The 18,123-nt window shown below is 61.2% G+C and carries 13 protein-coding genes and 1 tRNA gene; 1 reads left to right on the top strand and 13 read right to left on the bottom strand.

Going from position 1 to position 18,123, the window contains the following annotated elements:
• Positions 1-504: alpha/beta hydrolase (locus tag IH971_04940; GenBank protein MCH7497180.1), on the top strand; the 504-nt coding region annotated here is incomplete at its 5' end.
• 28 nt (positions 505-532) lie between these two features.
• On the opposite strand, the gene IH971_04945 is transcribed toward IH971_04940, so the two are convergent.
• The 13 genes from IH971_04945 to atpD all read right to left on the bottom strand — a co-directional run bounded on the left by IH971_04945 (position 533) and on the right by atpD (position 18,109).
• Positions 533-615, bottom strand: a tRNA-Leu gene (locus IH971_04945).
• 116 nt (positions 616-731) lie between these two features.
• Entirely contained in the window at positions 732-3,983 is a 3,252-nt protein-coding gene (locus tag IH971_04950) for a T9SS type A sorting domain-containing protein (protein ID MCH7497181.1), read from the bottom strand.
• 97 nt (positions 3,984-4,080) lie between these two features.
• On the bottom strand, positions 4,081-5,259 hold the full coding sequence (locus IH971_04955) for a PLP-dependent transferase (protein ID MCH7497182.1): 1,179 nt from the start codon (positions 5,257-5,259) through the stop codon (positions 4,081-4,083).
• Complete coding sequence (gene secA / locus IH971_04960) at positions 5,244-8,267, bottom strand: preprotein translocase subunit SecA (GenBank protein MCH7497183.1); 3,024 nt, start codon at positions 8,265-8,267, stop codon at positions 5,244-5,246. Before secA ends, IH971_04955 begins: the two co-directional genes overlap by 16 nt.
• Before the next feature lie 21 nt (positions 8,268-8,288).
• Complete coding sequence (gene nusB / locus IH971_04965) at positions 8,289-8,693, bottom strand: transcription antitermination factor NusB (protein ID MCH7497184.1); 405 nt, start codon at positions 8,691-8,693, stop codon at positions 8,289-8,291.
• Between the two features lie 36 nt (positions 8,694-8,729).
• The gene (locus IH971_04970) at positions 8,730-9,827 is read right to left on the bottom strand and encodes a Glu/Leu/Phe/Val dehydrogenase (GenBank protein ID MCH7497185.1); all 1,098 of its coding nucleotides are present in this window, start codon (positions 9,825-9,827) and stop codon (positions 8,730-8,732) included.
• A gap of 5 nt (positions 9,828-9,832) precedes the next feature.
• Positions 9,833-10,978, bottom strand: a complete 1,146-nt coding sequence (locus tag IH971_04975; protein ID MCH7497186.1) for an acyl-CoA dehydrogenase — start codon at positions 10,976-10,978, stop codon at positions 9,833-9,835.
• 40 nt (positions 10,979-11,018) lie between these two features.
• Positions 11,019-11,855, bottom strand: a complete 837-nt coding sequence (locus IH971_04980; protein ID MCH7497187.1) for a 3-hydroxybutyryl-CoA dehydrogenase — start codon at positions 11,853-11,855, stop codon at positions 11,019-11,021.
• A 68-nt stretch (positions 11,856-11,923) separates the two neighbouring features.
• The gene (locus IH971_04985) at positions 11,924-13,165 is read right to left on the bottom strand and encodes a thiolase family protein (protein ID MCH7497188.1); all 1,242 of its coding nucleotides are present in this window, start codon (positions 13,163-13,165) and stop codon (positions 11,924-11,926) included.
• Entirely contained in the window at positions 13,125-14,087 is a 963-nt protein-coding gene (locus IH971_04990; GenBank protein MCH7497189.1) for a PhoH family protein, read from the bottom strand. Before IH971_04990 ends, IH971_04985 begins: the two co-directional genes overlap by 41 nt.
• A 258-nt stretch (positions 14,088-14,345) precedes the next feature.
• Positions 14,346-16,118 carry an aspartate--tRNA ligase gene (aspS, locus tag IH971_04995; protein MCH7497190.1) on the bottom strand — a complete coding sequence of 591 codons (1,773 nt, stop codon included), beginning with the start codon at positions 16,116-16,118 and terminating at the stop codon, positions 14,346-14,348.
• A 77-nt stretch (positions 16,119-16,195) separates the two neighbouring features.
• Positions 16,196-16,609, bottom strand: a complete 414-nt coding sequence (gene atpC, locus IH971_05000) for an ATP synthase F1 subunit epsilon (protein ID MCH7497191.1) — start codon at positions 16,607-16,609, stop codon at positions 16,196-16,198.
• Positions 16,610-16,711: 102 nt separating this feature from the next.
• A complete protein-coding gene (gene atpD, locus IH971_05005; GenBank protein MCH7497192.1) occupies positions 16,712-18,109 on the bottom strand; it encodes a F0F1 ATP synthase subunit beta in 1,398 nt (465 codons plus the stop codon).
• Positions 18,110-18,123 lie beyond the last annotated feature (14 nt).

Consider the following 18,123-nt stretch of genomic DNA (forward strand, 5'->3'; position numbering starts at 1 on the left):
GGCAAGACGACTAACCTCCCCGAGATAGTAGAACTGCTCTCGCGCCTGCACGCGGATTTTGCCCCCGTGCATGCCATGGTTGGGCACTCTTTCGGAGGGCTCGCCACCGTGGCGGCAATCCACAAGCACAGACTGGCCGTAGAGAGAGTGGCGCTCATTGCAGCGCCTTACGCCATGGACTATGTCTTTGACCAGTTTGCCGAGAAAATCAGCCTGACCCCCAAAGTCAGGGCGCGGCTGGCCTCCTGGATCGTTGAGCGTTTCGAGCGCACCCGGCAGGTCCACGTTTACGACTACTCGCCCGACCGGCTGGTGGCCTCACTCGCCATGCCATTCCTGGTGGTTCACGACAAGGAGGACCGGGAAGTAGCGTTCGAGCAAGGCGTGGGATTTGCGCAGGGTCTGCCCGATGTCAAATTTATCGGCACGGAGGGTCTCGGCCACCGACGGATTCTCAGGGACGAGGGGGTGGTCAAGGCGCTCATCGAGTTTATCGCCCAATAGCGACGATGATGCACGAGTTGGGTGCCTGTGCCGCGGATAGGACTCGAACCTACACGTCCAAAGGACACTGGGTCCTAAACCCAGCGCGTCTACCAGTTCCGCCACCGCGGCGAGCGCTGAGGAGCCCCGCCGTTCCTCAGGCCAAACGTTACCGCCCCACGGCGCCCATATACAACCGATTGCCGCCGGTGGCGGGCCTGCCTGGCGCCTCAATCCCCGGACCGGTCCTAGCGCATCAATAACAATTTGCGAGTGATGGTCTGGTCCGGGGTGCGCACCTGGTAAAAATACATACCGCTACTGACCGGTGCGCCAACCGTATTGGAGCCGTTCCAAACCACCTGATGCAGGCCCGGGGGGGTCTTCCCATCATGCAGGGTCACGACCTGACGTCCGAGCAGATCGTAGATGGCAACCCGAACCTCCGCTTCCTCCGCTAGCCCAAACTTGATCGTAGTGGTACTATCAAAGGGGTTAGGTGTGCTGGGCTCCACGTGAAACCTGTGCAGTTGGAGTTTTGGTGGCGGACTGGCCTTGGCGGGGACGCGGACCAGATCAACGATGGTCAAGCCGTTATTTTCGCCCCACATGCCGGCGCCCAGGACGAAGCGCGCGTCTGTAGTCGGCTGTCCCTCCATTTGCTCTGATCGATTCCAGGCCTGAAAGTAGATGGGCGCGCCTGCCCCGGCCCCCGGTAGCGGGGCGGCTCCTGGCTCGGGGGTGAACCCCATGATGGCCGTAATTGCTGTCGAGCCGTCAGCCTGAATCAGCCCCGCGCCCACGATGCGCCCCATGAAGCCTTTACCTTGGCCGGAAGGATTTGACGCGTCGATCACGGCCAGCTCATCCCCGGGCCGTAGATAGGCACCCCCCAAGGTTGCGGCCTGCACCTTGATGAAGTGGGTTACCCCGGTTGGCGTGAGCTGCACACGAAAGTGGATGGGTCCCGGCGGCGGTCTTCCAACGTAAACCGCCCCCCGCTGGCCCATGGCAAACACGACAAGGTCTTGGCAGCCCTCGGCTGAGACATTGTGCAGGCTAATTGCCAGCAGGGTGTCCACGGGAGCACCCGGATCAATGACGAATACCGCCTCAATGAGCGCGCCAGTCCCCGCCGGCACCTCTTCGCCGGCACTGGCCTCGTACCCCATCAGTACCCGTCCGGGAGCGAGCCGTTCGATGGCAAGTTTGCTGCCATCGGCGAGTCGGCCCGCACGATCAAGGGAGAGCAGGGACAGATAGCGGACATCGAAATGGAGAGTCGCGCTGAAGCTGCACAGCTCCACCGAGTTTGTCAGACCCACGGGCAAAGTCACCGTCTGGCCAGGCGCAGCTTGACCCGAGCCGGGAGCGAAAACCGCCCGAATCGCACCGGCGGGGAACGCGCCTGCCGTGCTTGAGTACGACAATGTATGGCCCTCTTCATCGGACAGCACCACATCCACCAGGTCCAGGGCAATCAGGCCGTCGGGCGCGTCAGGGGCCAGCCGGTAGAGGATGGTAGCTACAGGTCCAATTCCGGGCATGATCGGGGTGTTGGAAAACGAAGAGCCGATCAGCCGCACCCTGCCGGGCCCTGCGTCCATGCGAGTCACGCGTCCGTCAGGGGGTAGACGAGGGCCAGCTCGTACGCTCAACACCTGCAGCGCATCACTGGCGGCTCGAAGCTCCAGCTGGAACGCCACCACCGCCAACGGATTGTCCAGAAAGATGGTCACCGTACCCGTGTCACCGGGCAGCGTCGGAGCCCCGGTTCCCACCCGCAATCGGGCAACCTGTCGTATGACATCGACAGAGCCGTTTAGCACGCGAGTATGAAAGGGATTACCCTGGAGATCTGAGATGACAACATTCTCAGCCATCAGCAGTACGGTGGCCGGCTCAGTAGTGTTGGCAGTCAGCACCAGTCTGAAGGCCTCTCCTTCGCCGGGCCGCATGGTCGTGAGACGTGGGGAAAGGGCCACCACCGATAGAACCCCCCCGGTCGTGTCCAGATTCATGGCGGCGACCCAATCGGGCGGGCTGTGCGGGCCAAGCACCAGCCTGAGCGCGCCGAGGCTGTGGGGCGGTTCGATACGCAGCTCGAAGCGCACTCCCGCCACCGGCTGATCGTTCGTTATTCCGACAGGGATTACCGCCTGCCCCCCCGCAAAGGCAGAAACCCGACCCAAAGAAAATGTCACCCAGCTTGCTGGTGTCGCCGTGGCCCTGTTGGATGGGCCCGACTCCAAGCTGTCGGCATACTGGGCGGTGACTGTGTAGGTGTAGTCCAGCCCGCTTATCAAACCTGTATCCGCGTACGCCAGGACATTGGGCGGGACGGTAGCAAGGAGTGGCACCTGGTCAAGCATGAGCGTATCCCCGAGAGCCCGGTAAATACGGTAGCCGGTGAGGGCTAGCGGCCCACTGGCAGAGCCACCCGCAGTAAACTGGGGCCGTGCGCGCGCGGAATGTGGTGGAGGCGACCAGCGCAGGGGGACGGTGGCGTCCAGACCGGAATCGGCTACCAGAGCGCGCGGGGGGGCCAGAAAACCTGGGTAGACCGACACTTGCCCGGAAATCGTGTCGTCGAGTCTGCGTTGCCGGGTGGATCCCTCCATGACCCGCACGTCCCGGGCGCGCACTTCCAGGGTCTGCCGGAAAACGCCCAGTGCAACGGAAAAAGTTAGGTACAGGATGTCGCCGTCGCCCGGCTGCAGCCCTTTCCCGGAGGCGGCATAAAGCCACACCCAAGCGCCACTGTCGTCCCGCGCCCACTCCAGCTGCAGGCGTGCGGCTCGTTTCGCAATGATCACATCGATGAGATCAACCGCTGCCGTGTCCCACGACAGACTGAACTGGATTCCTTCGACCGGCGCCTCGTTCGACAGGGCTACCGGCAGCCGCACCCGGTCACCCTGGTCGGCCTCCACGGCTCCAACCTTGAGGGTCACTGGCGATCCAAATGAGAGTGATCCGTTTGCGGTAACCACCGGCAATTCGCTTCCCACCGGGTCTGAGACGACGGCGGCGTCCACCAGCAGTAGCAGCCTTGCAGGAATGGCGCCCTCAGGGGGGAGTACCAACACCAGTTCCAGCACCGGACCATCCCCCATGGCTATGTTCTCTCCACCGGGATCAAAGAGCAGAATGCGGGTGACCGCCCTCTGCGGAATGGTGGTAAGGTCAAACTGCCAGCCTTGGGTACGGGAGGTCGTGCGGACCGTTGCGAGAAATTCGAGGGCCGCCCCCAGCCGCAAATCCAGCTGCAAACCACCAATTTCGTCACCCCTGTTACTGAGCGTGACCGGCACCACCACCGTATCAACCGTGGCCGCCAACGACAGATTTGGCAGCGACAGGGTGATGTGGTGATTACTGGTGGATTGGGCCGCAGCGGCAGAGAAGGCCAGACAGCAGGCCAGCAGAACTTTCCCGGCCTTGCCCGCCCGGTCAGAGGGCGTGGGGAAAGGTCCGTCGGTGGACGCTAGGCGCCTCATGGTGGGATACCGGTAAGCTGCACAGGTGAACGGGATGAATTGGGAATGGCACTCTAGCAGCCGGGGGGGACTGGAGTGCCAGGGGTAGTCGGGCCCGCTACGACAGGGCCTCCAGAGCCGCTGCCACATCGGCCTTCAGATCGACCAGGTCCTCAATCCCCACAGACAACCGGACGAGGCCATCAGTGAGGCCAATAGCCTCGCGCCGCTCGCGGGGCACAGCTGCATGGGTCATGATGGCCGGGTGCTCCACCAGGCTCTCCACCCCACCCAGGCTCTCGGCCAGGATGAAGACTTCCAAAGCGGCGATGAATGCCCGGGCGCGGTCCAGCGAGCCCACTTCCAAGCTGATCATGCCCCCAAATATGGGTTCACCCTCGGGCGTACGTTGCTGTTGGACCGCCAATTCGTGCTGGGGGTGGCTGGACAATCCAGGGTAATAGACCCGTTCCACACCGGGCTGACCCTCCAGGTAGCGGGCCAGCTCCAGGGCGTTGTGGCAGTGTCGCTCCATGCGCAGGGCCAGGGTTTTCAGTGAACGTGAGGTGAGCCAGCAGTCCATGGGCGAGGGTACTGCTCCGAGGGACTTCTGTATGAAATAAAAATCTTCTGCGAGCTCATCGTCGCTGGTAATCAGGGCGCCCAGGAGTACGTCGCTGTGGCCGGCCAGATACTTGGTGACGCTCTGGACCACCACGTGCGCCCCCAGCTCCATTGGCCGCTGGCAATATGGGCTCATAAAGGTGTTGTCCACCACGCAGAGCAGCCCCCGGTCCCGTGCCAGCTGGGCAGATTTTTCGATGTCAGTAAGGGTGATCATGGGGTTGGTGGGCGATTCAATGAGGATGGCTTTGGTGGCCGGGGTAATGGCCGCCGCAATGGTGTCGATGGAGCGGGTATCCACCCAGTCGCACTTGATATCACTGCGGTTGAACACCTGGCTGAGGGCCCGGTAAGTGCCGCCATAGACGCTATCGCCCACCACGAAATGATCGCCGGCCCCGAAGTGGGCCACCAGACAGGAGATGGCCGACATACCCGAGGCAAATGCGATGCCGTAGCTGCCCCCTTCCAGGGAAGCGATATTCTGCTCCAAATTGCTGCGCGTGGGATTTTGGGCCCGGCTGTACACAAAACCGGTGTGCACACCAATGTCTTCCTGGGCAAATGTGGTGGTCTGATGGATGGGCGGCACGACCGACCCCGTGGTAGGGTCAGGTTGCTGCCCCACGTGAATGGCCCGGGTGGCGAAGCGTCCGTCTAGCTGCCGTGACATTTCTTGTACTTTTTTCCGCTGCCGCAGGGGCAGGGATCGTTGCGGCCTACCTTGTCCAATGCACGAATGGGCTTCCGCTGAGCCGGGGGGAGCTGAACCCGCGGGCCCTCCGTGCCGTCGGCTGCCAGTTGGTCGCCGGAGCCCGGCGCGGGGACCGGAGCGGCAGACCCGGCAAAACCCATATTTACCGCTTCAGCGTGGGATGTCTGTAGCTGCCGGCCGACCCGCTGTAGGGTGGGGCGTTGCTCTTCCAGCCCGGAGATTCGCACCTGGAATAGTCGCCGGAGGGTGGTGCGGTTAATATCGTCCAGCATTTCCACGAACATCTCGAACGCCTCTGACTTGTATTCCAGAAGCGGATTTTTCTGCCCGTAGGCCCGCAGGTTAATGCCCTCCCGTAACTGGTCCATGCTGTAGAGGTGCTGCTGCCACTTCTCATCGATGGTGCGGATAAAGACATACCGCTCCAGCGACGCAAAGGCCTGCGGCTCAGCCAGCGAGCGCTTCATGGTATACTGCGCCACCGCCTGTTCCCGGAAGATTTGCTGGACATCATCCGGCTCGCCGTTGTCCTGCCCATTGAGCTGAAAATCCAGCAGCAGGGCATTGCCCGCCTCATGGCGGAAGGCTTCTACATCCAGCGCCCCATCCACCATGACGTTATCGGACTGCAGCAGGCTGGTCCCCAGCTCGCCGATCATTTTCTCAACTTCGGGGAGCAGATCGTCACCCCGGAGCGCATAGTTTCGCCGGTCGTAGATGATCTCCCGCTGATTGTTCATCACGTCGTCATATTCCAGCAGGTGCTTGCGAATGCCGAAATTGCGCGTCTCCACCCGTTTCTGCGCTCGCTCAATGGATTTGGTCACAATCCGGTGGGTAATTACCTCACCCTCGGGTAGACCCAAACGGTCCATGGCGCGTGCAATGCGCTCGGGACTGAACAACCGCATGAGGTCGTCCTCGAGACACAGGAAGAATACGGAACTGCCGGGATCGCCCTGGCGGCCGGAACGTCCCCGCAACTGCAGGTCGATGCGGCGGCTCTCGTGTCGCTCGGTGCCCAGAATATGAAGTCCGCCCAACTCCGTGACGCCCGGCCCCAGTTTGATATCGGTTCCGCGACCGGCCATATTCGTGGCGATGGTCACGGCTCCAGCCTGGCCCGCACGGGTGATGATTTCGGCTTCCTGTTGATGTTGCTTGGCGTTGAGCACGTTGTGGGGGATGCCCCTTCGCCTGAGCATGCGGCTGATCGTTTCCGACACCTCCACCGTGATCGTCCCTACCAGAATGGGCTGTCCGGCCTTGTGCCGTGACTCAATCTCGTCTAGAATGGCGCGATATTTTTCCCGTTTGGTCTTGTAGATAAGGTCCTCGTCATCCACCCGTATGACCGCCTCGTGGGTAGGGATAGACGTCACCTCCAGCTTGTAGATTTGAGCGAACTCCTGGGCTTCGGTGGCGGCTGTGCCGGTCATGCCGGCCAGCTTGTCATACATGCGGAAATAGTTCTGGATGGTGATGGTGGCCACGGTCTGGGTCTCTTTTTCGATAACCACCCCTTCTTTGGCCTCCAACGCCTGGTGCAGCCCATCGCTATAGCGGCGGCCCGGGAGTATCCGTCCCGTGAACTCGTCAACGATGAGCACCTTTCCGTCCTGGACAACGTACTCCACGTCTTTTTCGTACAACGCAAAGGCCCGCAGCATCTGGCTGATGTGGTGGATCGTATTGCTCCGCTCACTGTGGAGTTCCTGCGCCTCTCCCTTCAGCCGCAGCTGCTCCTCCGGGCTGAGACTGGCATCGTTTTGAATGGTGTGAAATGCCTCGCCCAAATCAGGGATAACGAACGCCTCCGGGTCGTTGGGAGAAATGTGCGTGCGGCCCATATCAGTAAGGTCGATGATATGGCTCTTCTCATCGACAAAAAAGTAGAGCTCCTCATCCAGTTCGTTCAGTTTCTTGTCGCGCAAGTAATCGTTTTCTACCGACCGCACCGCAGTCTGCACACCGGTTTCCTGAAACATCTTCATCAGTTTGCGGTTCTTGGGCATTCCGCGGCTGGCAACGAGCAGTTTGGTTGCGGCGGCATACTCTTCTTTTTCCCAAAGATCCTCTGCTTCGGCAACCATGGAGTTGACCAGATTAGTCTGGCTACGTACCAACTGGGCGACCTGTGGCTTGACATCCGTGTAGTGTGAATCGGTGGGATTATCCACCTGGCCCGATATGATCAGTGGGGTCCGGGCCTCATCGATCAGCACCGAATCCACCTCATCAACGATGGCATAAGCGTGATCCCGCTCCACCTGGCCCTCAGGGCTAACGGCCATATTGTCACGCAGGTAATCAAAGCCGAACTCATTATTGGTGCCGTAGGTGATATCGCAGGCATAGACCTTGCGGCGTTCCTCGGGACTCATCTGGTTGAGGATGCACCCTACCGATATGCCCAGCAGCTCATAGATTTGGCCCATCCACTGACTGTCCCGCTGAGCGAGGTAGTCGTTCACCGTGATCAGGTGCACGCCGCGACCGGTAAGCGCGTTCAGCACCATGGGCATGGTGGCTGCCAGCGTCTTGCCTTCGCCGGTCTTCATTTCCGCAATGCGGCCCTTGTGCAGGACAATGGCTCCATACAGTTGCACGTCGAAGGGGATCATGTTCCAGACCAGGGATTGGCCCAGCACTTTAAACTCTTTATCCACCAGACGGCGGCAGGCGTCCTTTACGATAGCAAAGACTTCGGGGAGACGGTCATCAAGCGCACCCTGCTCGGCTTGGTAAATCTCTTCATCATCCAGGCTGTCGGCCGATTCTTGTTTCGCCAGCTCCCGGGCGGCTTTCACTTCCTGGCGAATTTCATCCAGGCGGCTCACAAGGTACTCCAGCGGCTTGTTTTCCAGTGTACCGTAGATGCGGTTGATTTCGTCCACCAGCGGACGGAAGCCGCGAATCTCCCGATCGGATTTGCTGCCGCCGATCAGCTTTTTCAGTATGTTCATATTGCTGGCGAAACCAAGCGCTTAATCCCCGGGCAATTTCCCATCAAGAATATCGTGATAGACCGCATCAAGGATTCCATTGATAAAACCCGGGCTTTCGTCCGTACTGTACCGCTTGGCGATCTCAATGGCCTCACTGATGCTCACCTTGAGGGGTACGTTTTCAAAGTTAACCATTTCCACGAGCGCGAGTTCCAGGATAAGCCGGTCGATAAGCGTGACGCGATCCAGCGCCCAATGTTCCAGCTTTTCGGCGATGAGCGCGTCCGCCCAGGCCCTTTTTTCCAGGGTACTTTTAGCCAGAGCCAGGCAGTAGGCTTGCGCCTCCTCAGAGGGCACCTCTTGCGCCTCCGCCACGACAAAGGCCGCGGCACTGTCCAGGCCCATACCTGTCATGGACGTAGCGTATAGGCACTGGAGCGCCATTTCCCGGGCGCCTCGGCGGGCCTGTCGGCTGATTGTTTAGCCTCCCCTTGCGGTTCGGCCCGGTCCCGAGGTGTAAAAGGTCTTGATCTTAGCCACGCTACGCAACCGCTCTTCCGCAAGTTGATCCGAGGCTTGATTGGTGGGGATACTGGCCTCTTCCGACTTCTTGAATATCTCCATCAACGTGTAATAAATCCCTTCCGCCTGACGAAAGGCGCGTTCCCGGTTATACCCTTCCAGCTCGTTGGCGACGTTGATAAGCCCGCCCGCATTAATGGCGTAATCGGGAGCGTATAGGAGGCCGCGTTTGAGCAGGGCGGCACCGTGTTTATTGGAGACCGCCAGTTGATTGTTGGCCGCACCGGCAATGATAGGCGCTCTAATCTCCTTGATCGTCTTATCGTTGAGCACGGCTCCCAGGGCACAGGGGGCAAACACGTCTACCTCGGTGGCGTGGATGGTATCCCCGTCCACCTGGGTGGCGTCAAACTCTGCCATGGCACGATCCACAGCGTCCTGGTTCACGTCGGATATGTAGAGCTCTGCTCCGTCATCGTGGAGATAGCGACAGAGCTTGTAGCCCACGTGCCCAACACCCTGGACGGCCACCTTGATTCCTGACAGATCCTCCCGCCCCAGCTTGATTTTCAGCGCCGCCTTGATCCCCACGAATACGCCGAAGGCCGTCACAGGCGAAGGGTCGCCACTGCCCCCCAGCGCCTGGGATATGCCAGTCACGTAGCCGGTCTCCATGCGCACCCATTCCATATCCCGCACGGTCGTACTGACATCCTCCGCCGTGATATAGCGGCCCCCCAGACCCTCTACAAACCGGCCGAATGCGCGAAAGAGGTATTCGTTCTTGTCAGTATCCGGATTGCCAACGATGACCGCTTTACCACCCCCGAGATTGAGTCCGGCAATGGAAGCCTTGTAGGTCATGGCGCGAGACAGGCGCAGCACATCGTTGAGCGCCTCTTCATCGCTCTTGTAGGGGTAAAAGCGACATCCTCCCAGGCTAGGCCCCAAGGTGGTATCGTGGATAGCAATGATAGCTTTGAGGCCCAGTTCGGGTTCACGGCAGAACACGACCTGTTCATGGTCGTTCCGGCTCATCATTTTCATGACATCCATCGCCGCTAGCCTTGCTTTTGCAATGCGCGGGCAATGACCACCCGCTGTATCTCCGACGTGCCTTCATAAATCTGGGTGATCTTTGCGTCACGCATGAGCCGCTCCACGCCGGTTTCCCGTATATAACCGTAGCCGCCGTGTATCTGGACGCACTGGGTGGCGGCCCGCATGGCCGTCTCCGAGCAGAACACCTTTGCCATGGCAGAGAGGTGACCAAAAGGCTGACCTTGATCTTTGGTGAAGGCCGCCTGACGGACGAGCAAGCGGGCCGCCTCGATCTCGATGGCCATGTCGGCCAGTTTGAACTGGATAGCCTGGAATTCGCCAATGGGCTTGCCGAACTGGACGCGCTCCCGGGAATAGACCAGTGAGTGATCCAGGGCCGACTGGGCAATCCCCAGGGCCTGGGCAGCGATGCTGATACGCCCCCCATCAAGGATTGCCAAGGCCATGTGAATACCTTCGCCTTCCTTACCTATGCGGTTTGCCGCGGGCACCCGTACGTCGTCGAAGTAGAGCTCGCAGGTGTCCGAGGCGCGGATACCCAGCTTGTCCTCCGGTTTACCGCTGGTAAAGCCATCCAACCCCTTCTCAACGATAAAGCAGGACGTGCCAGGATGCTTTTTTACAGAGTCAGTAACAGCAAATAGGATTACAAGGTCCGAGCTGATACCGTTGGACACCCAGTTCTTGGTGCCGGTGATGCGGTATTCGTCGCCATCTCGGACGGCCCTGCACCGCAGTTGTGTAGCATCAGAACCAGCGTGCGGTTCGGAGAGCGAGAAGGCCCCCAGCTGCTCCCCGCGAGCCAGTGGAGTCAGATACTTTTCTTTCTGTGGATCGCTGCCATATTTGTCCAGCAGGCCACAGACCAGGGAGTTATTCACGCCCATGATGACCGTCAGAGCGGCCTCGGCCCGGCTCAGCTCTTCAACGGCCAGGGTATAGGCAATCGTATCCATCCCGGCGCCGCCCCATTGCTCTGGCACCATCATGCCCATGAGGCCCATCTCGCCCAGCTGGCGCACGATGTCGGTCGGCCAGGTCTTTGTTTCGTCCCGCTCAATGGCACCGGGAGCCACCACCTCCGTGGCAAAGCGGCGCACCGTTTGCTGTAGGATGGCCTGCTCATCCGTCAGGTTGAAGTTCATGGTCGATTTACGGGACGGGTGCTCATGGTCCTGACGCAGATCATTTCCCGCTAGCGGGTCTGGCAGAGCGGTAGTCGTAGAACCCCCGGCCTGCCTTCCGGCCCAGTGCCCCGGCGGCCACCATGCGCCGCAGGAGCGGACAAGGCCGGTACTTATCCTCCCCCAGTTCCCGGTGCAGCACTTCCATGACGGACAGGCAGGTGTCGAGACCGATGAGGTCCGCAAGGGCGAGGGGACCCATCGGGTGGTTCATCCCCAGCTGCATGATTTCGTCAATGGCCTCCTTCTCGGCTACCCCCTCCAGGAGGCAGAAAGCCGCTTCATTGATCATGGGCATGAGCAGCCGGTTGGAGACAAAACCGGGAAAATCGTTTACCGTCACCGGTGTCTTGCCCAGTGCTTCAGCCAGCACCACCACCGCCGCATGCGTATCGTCGCTGGTTTCCTGCCCGCGGACAACCTCCACCAGCGGCATCACCGGCACCGGATTCATGAAATGCATGCCGATGACCCGGTCGGGCCGCTCCGTGGCAGCCCCCAGCAGGGTGATGGAGATGGAAGACGTGTTGGAGGCCAGGACAGTGCCCGCTGGGGTCGCGTCGTCCAGCTGGCGGAAGATGTCGCGTTTCAGGTCGGCGTTCTCACTGACGGCCTCCACAACAATTTGGACCTCCTTGACCTCAGCAAGTTGGGGCGCTGTGCGAATGCGACCCAGCGTGGCGTCCGCGGCAGTCTGAGTCAACGCATCCTTGGCCACCTGTCGGGCCAGGTTAGCCTCGATGGAAGACATGGCCGCGCGAAGGAGTTCATCACCCACATCCACAAGGATGACCTGCAGGCCGGCTTGAGCGCCAACCTGCGCAATTCCGTGGCCCATCGTGCCCGCGCCAATAACGCCGAGCGAGGTAATGTCGCTGGGCACCTTAACGGCTCAACAAGCGTGTTTCACGACGTAGCGGTTTGTCGCTCGATGATAACCGCCGCCGCTTCGCCCCCTCCGATGCAGATGGCCGCCAGCCCCAGCCCTGCATTCCGCTGCTCCATGGCGCCGAGTAGCGTCACCAGGATGCGGGCGCCAGAGGCTCCGATAGGGTGGCCCAGCGCGACTGCCCCGCCATGGACATTCACCTTGGCGGGATCGAGGTCCAGCTCGTCAATGGCGGCCAGGGCCACCACGGCAAAGGCCTCGTTGATCTCAAACAGATCGATGTCCGTAAGCGTCAGTCCCGTCTTCTCCAGCACCTTGGTGACGGCCTTGGACGGGGCGGTGGTGAACCACTCCGGCGCATGGGCCGCCGATGCCTGGCCCACGATGCGGGACAGCGCCTTGATGCCCAGCTCGTCGGCTCGGGGGCGGGACATGACCGCTACTGCAGCAGCGCCGTCATTGAGATTGCTGGCGTTGGCGGCGGTGATGGTGCCGCTGTCCTCGAAGACCGGCTTGAGGTGGGGAATCTTGTCAAAATTTACCCTACCGGGCTCCTCATCCTTGCTGACCACTACCGCCGAGCCTTTGGGCTGCGGCACTTCCACGGGGACAATTTCGCCCTCAAACAGACCGCCGTCCTGCGCCGCAAGGGCCAGTTTGTACGAGCGCACCGTAAGTTCGTCTTGCTGCTCACGGCTGAAACGGCGCTCCCGTACACAAATCTCGGCGCAGCCTCCCATGTGCAGCTGGTTGTACACATTCCACAGGCCATCGTGTATCATCCCGTCAACCATGTCGCGATTGCCCATGCGCAGCCCCTGGCGCACACCGTTCAGGTAGTAGGGCACATTGCTCATGCTCTCCATGCCGCCGGCAATGATAATCCCTGCGTCGCCGGTCTGGATCGCCTGGCTGGCTAACATGATGGCCTTCAGCCCGGAGCCGCAAACCTTGTTGACGGTGAGGGTCTCCACGGTGTTGGGCAGCTGCGCCCCCAGAGCGGCTTGGCGGGCCGGGGCCTGTCCGACGCCAGCCGAAAGAACATTGCCCATGATAACCTCATCCACCTGCTCGGGGGACAACCTGCTACGGGTCAGGGCTGCGGAGATAGCGGCGGCGCCCAGGCTCGGTGCTGGCAGACCTGACAGGCTGCCCAGATAGGACCCTACCGGTGTGCGGGCGTAGGCAGTGATAACGACGTCGGGGAGCACCAAGGCGTTACTCCGCGGCGTCGGTGCGGCCCGCCGGCGAAGCCTCATAGGCTTTGAGTATGGCCTTCACCAGCGGATGGCGCACCACATCCTGATCGGTAAGATGGCAAAAGCCAATCCCATCGATCCCCGTCAAGATGTGCATAGCCTGGATGCAGCCCGACTCCTCCCTGGTAGGCAAATCGATCTGGGTGATGTCGCCGGTGATGATGGCCTTGGAGTTGACCCCCAGGCGGGTGAGGAACATCTTCATCTGGGTCGCGGTGGCGTTCTGGGCCTCGTCAAGTATGACATATGCGCTGCTGAGCGTGCGGCCCCGCATGTAGGCCAGCGGCGCAATCTCTATGACCTGCTGATCAAGGTAGCTGCGCAGTTTGTCGTGGGGCAGCATGTCCTGCAGAGCATCGTACAAGGGGGTAAGGTAAGGGTCGACCTTCTCCTTGAGGTCACCGGGGAGAAATCCCAGGTGCTCTCCGGCCTCCACAGCGGGACGGGTCAGGATGAGGCGGTCAACCTGCCGGGACTTGAGGGCGGCCACAGCCACCGCCACTGCCTGGTAGGTCTTGCCCGTGCCCGCAGGTCCGATGGCAAAGACAATGTCATTCTTGAGCATGGCCTCGAAATAGGCGCGCTGACCGGCGGTGCGGGGGGTTACCTCTCCTTTGTGAGTGTAGACGATCACCGGCATGTCGCTCCGGACTGGCGCGGCCTGCCCATTGGCAGCCACCTGGATCAGCGCGGCCACATCGTCGGGGGAGAGCGACCCCTTGCGGTTAATGGTGACGATCATGTCACGAATCGTTGCTTCGGCCTGTTTGACCTTTTCCTCATCGCCCTGGATGGTGATGTTCCCACCGCGAGCCACCAGCTGCACTTGAAATGCTTCGGTGAGAATTTGCAGATGGCGATCGCTTACGCCCAACAGGGCCAGCGGATCGGTATCCTTGATGTCCAGGGTGTGCTTTACCATGCGGGTGTATGCAGGGTGGATGCGACCTGCGTGCCAGGTTGTGTAAGACCGCCAAATCGGTCGGTCGCGTCTGGATGGTAAAGAGCGGCTGTCACTGCGAAAATTACCAAGGAACCCGGCCACTTGCCAGCCTTGCCGACGCCAGACTCACCGTTCGGCCGCGAGGGCACTCTCGGTAGACGCCGCTGTGCAGGCTGCTGTCGTAGCGGCGACAGTGGCTTCCAGAAATCCGCTTCCGCTCACTGGAGCCGCGCCGCCCTAATTCTCAGGGGGCAAGCGGAGGCCTAACTCCTGTAGCTGCGTCGCAGAGACCGCCGCCGGAGCGCCGTCCATAAGGGACAAGGCGCTGGTGGTCTTGGGAAAGGCGATCACGTCTCTAATCTGCGTGGCCCCCACCAGCAGCATCACCAGACGGTCAAAGCCGATGGCAATACCACCGTGGGGCGGCGCGCCGTAGCGCAGGGCCTTCAGGAAAAAGCCGAACCGTGCCTCCGCTTCCTCCGGCGAGATGCCCAACAGGCTGAACATACGTGCCTGTGTCTGTGAGTCATGGTTACGGATGGACCCTCCGGCAATTTCATAGCCGTTGATGACCAGATCGTACCCTCGGCTGCGCACAGCACCGGGGTCGCTGTCCAGCAGAGCCTGGTCGTCAGGATGGGCGGCGGTGAAGGGGTGGTGCACGGCGTCCCAGCGCTCCTCATCCTGGTTGAACGTCACCAGTGGAAAGTCAACCACCCATAGGGGGCGGATCTCCCCCTCCTGGATCAGTCCATCGCGCCGGGCGATCTCCTCCCGCAGCGCGCCGAGGGCGGGGAGCGCCACGTCCTCATCATCGGCAATGAGCAGCAGCAGGTCCCCCTCCTTGACGTCCAACTCGGCCATGATGTCACGCTGCACGTCGTCGGGGAAAAATTTGGCGATACCCCCTTCAAGACCATCGACCCCGGCCTTCATCCAGGCCAGTCCCTTGGCACGGTGATAGGTCTTGACCAGCTCCGTGAGCGCGTCGATATCCTTGCGGCTGTAGCCCGCTCCGCCAGCGACCACCAGTCCTTTCACTCGGCCGGCCCCCTCCAGAGCCGTCCTGAACACGTCGAAGTCGCTCCGGCCCACGTAGGGAGCAAACTCCTGCAACTCCAGGCTGTAGCGCAGATCGGGCTTGTCACTACCGTAGCGCTCGAGGCTGTCACGGTAGCTGAGGCGAGGAAAGGGTGCGGGCAGGTCCACAGCTTTGATCTCCCGGTAGAGGCTGACGATGAGGCCCTCGACCATGGTTAATACATCCGCCTCATCCACGAAGGAGAGCTCCACATCGATCTGGGTGAACTCTGGCTGACGGTGGGCGCGCAGATCCTCGTCTCGAAAGCACTTGACGATCTGAAAATAGCGGTCGAAGCCGGCGATCATGAGCAGCTGTTTGTACATCTGCGGCGACTGGGGCAGCGCGTAGAAACGCCCGTGGTGCAGGCGGCTGGGCACCAGGTAGTCGCGGGCCCCTTCGGGCGTGGACTTCATGAGGTAGGGGGTTTCCACCTCCAAAAAGTCGTGCTTGGTGAAATAGTCCCGCACCACCTGGTATATGCGGCTGCGCGTGATGAGATTGTGCTGGAGCTCGTCGGTGCGCAGCTCCAGATAGCGGTAAGTGAGGCGCAGCTCCTCCTGGGCACTCTCCCGGTCGCTCACCAGAAACGGCAATGGCTCGGCCTCGTTCAGCACTTCCAGCTCCCGGCAGCGCAGGTCGATTTCCCCCGTGGGCAGTTTGGGGTTCAGGCTAGCGGCTGGTCGGGGTACAACCTCACCCCGCACGGCAATGACGTCTTCCATGCCCAGCTCTCCGGCCAGGCCGGCGGCCCCCTTGGAGAGGCTGGCATCGAAGACCACCTGGGTCTTGCCGTAACGGTCCCGCAGATCGATAAATATGAGGCCGCCGTGCTCCCGCTTGCTGTGAATCCAGCCACACAGCACCACCTCCTGGCCGGCATCGCCCTTGCGCAGCTGGCCGCAGGAGTGGGTGCGCTTGAGTTTCATCTCATGTGCCGGATTGAAAAGCCCCGCGAATATACGGGGCAGCGGGGTGGGGTCCTATCATGGGTGGCCGCGGTGGCTCAGGCCTGGCCGTTCCCCACCGCCAGCCGGACCAGCGCACGCTGCAGGGCGGCCTGGGCCCGGGCTTCGTCAAGGGTTTTGTCTCTGGCCTTTTCCCGCAGGCGCTCTCGGGCACGCTGCGCCGCGCGCTCCGCCCGGGGCGTATCAATCTCCGTGGTCTCTTCGGCCGTCTCCACCAGGAGCTGCACGTTGTTGCCGTGAATATCGGCGTAGCCGCCGTTGGTGGCGAAGGTGCGCGTCTGGCTCTCGGCGGTCACTTTCAGCGTCCCCGTGTCAAGGGCAATCATGGCCCGGGTGTGCCCGGCCAGCACACCGAACAGGCCATCGCTTGAAGGCGCCCGCAGATAGGTCACCGGCCCGCAGTCAATCACGCGGGTGGGGGTGACGATCTCTAGTTGAAAGGACTGGGGCATTGTCAATTGTTGATTGTCGATCGTCCCGAGGGACCCCTGTGGGGACGAATGTTGAATGCTAATTCGTTCCTCGTCATTGCTTACCTCTTCGCTATTCAATCGTCAATTGTCAATCGTCGATTTCTTGGCCTTGTCCACCACCTCGTCGATGGTGCCGCAATAGAGAAAAGCGCTTTCGGGATACTCGTCCATATCACCCTTGAGGATCGCCTCAAAGCCCGCCAGCGTATCCGCCAACTTGAGATAGCGCCCCTCCGTATTGGTGAAGGCCTCGGCCACAAAAAATGGCTGCGAGAGGAAACGCTGTATGCGCCGGGAGCGGCCCACCACCAATTTATCCTCTTCGCTGAGCTCGTCCATGCCCAGGATGGCGATGATATCCTGCAGGTCCTGGTACTTCTGCAGCGTCCGCTGCACGTCCCGGGCAACGCGGTAGTGGCGCTCGCCGATGATACGGGGATCGAGTATGCGGGAGGTGGACGCCAGCGGATCCACCGCCGGGTAGATGCCCAGGTCGACAATGGCCCGATCCAGGACGGTGGTGGCATCCAAGTGGGCGAAAGTGGTGGCCGGAGCGGGGTCGGTAAGATCATCGGCGGGCACGTAGACCGCCTGCACGGAGGTAATGGACCCTTTCCGGGTGGAAGCGATGCGCTCCTGAAGCTCCCCCATCTCCGTTCCCAGGGTAGGCTGGTAGCCCACTGCGGAAGGCATGCGCCCCAGCAGCGCCGACACTTCGGAGCCCGCCTGCGTAAAGCGGAAAATGTTGTCGATAAACAGCAGGACGTCCTTGCCCTCCTCGTCGCGAAAGTACTCGGCAATCGCCAGGCTGGAGAGGGCCACTCTCAAGCGCGCTCCGGGCGGCTCGGTCATTTGGCCGAACACCAGCGCAGTCTTGTCGATCACCCCCGATGCCTTCATCTCCAGATAGAGGTCGTTGCCCTCGCGGGTGCGCTCTCCCACGCCGCCGAAGACGGAGTAGCCGCCATGCTCAAAGGCCACGTTGCGGATAAGCTCCTGCAGGATGACCGTTTTGCCCACACCGGCTCCGCCGAACAGGCCGGTCTTGCCGCCCCGGGTGAACGGCTCCAGCAGGTCGATAACCTTGATGCCCGTTTCCAGCATTTCCGTCGAGGTGCTCAACTCCTCGTACTTGGGGGCCGCGCGATGAATGGGGTAACGTTTCTCGGCCTTGATCGGGCCCTGCAGATCAATGGGGTCGCCAATAACGTTCATGATTCGGCCCAAAGTTCCGGGGCCCACCGGCACGCTGATAGGTCCGCCGGTGTCTTTCACCGCCGTGCCCCGCGTCAAGCCGTCCGTGGAATCCATGGCAATGGTCCGCACCTGGTTTTCACCCAAATGCTGTGCCACTTCCAACACCAGTCGCCCCTCCCCCCGTTCGATCTCCAGCGCGTTGTAAATCTCGGGCAAATCATCGCCCTCAAACTGAACGTCAACAACCGCACCCATAATCTGGGATATCTTACCGGTCTGCATGCAGCTACCTTATC

The organism is Candidatus Neomarinimicrobiota bacterium, from assembly GCA_022560655.1.
Taxonomy (GTDB): domain Bacteria; phylum Fidelibacterota; class Marinisomatia; order SCGC-AAA003-L08; family TS1B11; genus JADFSS01.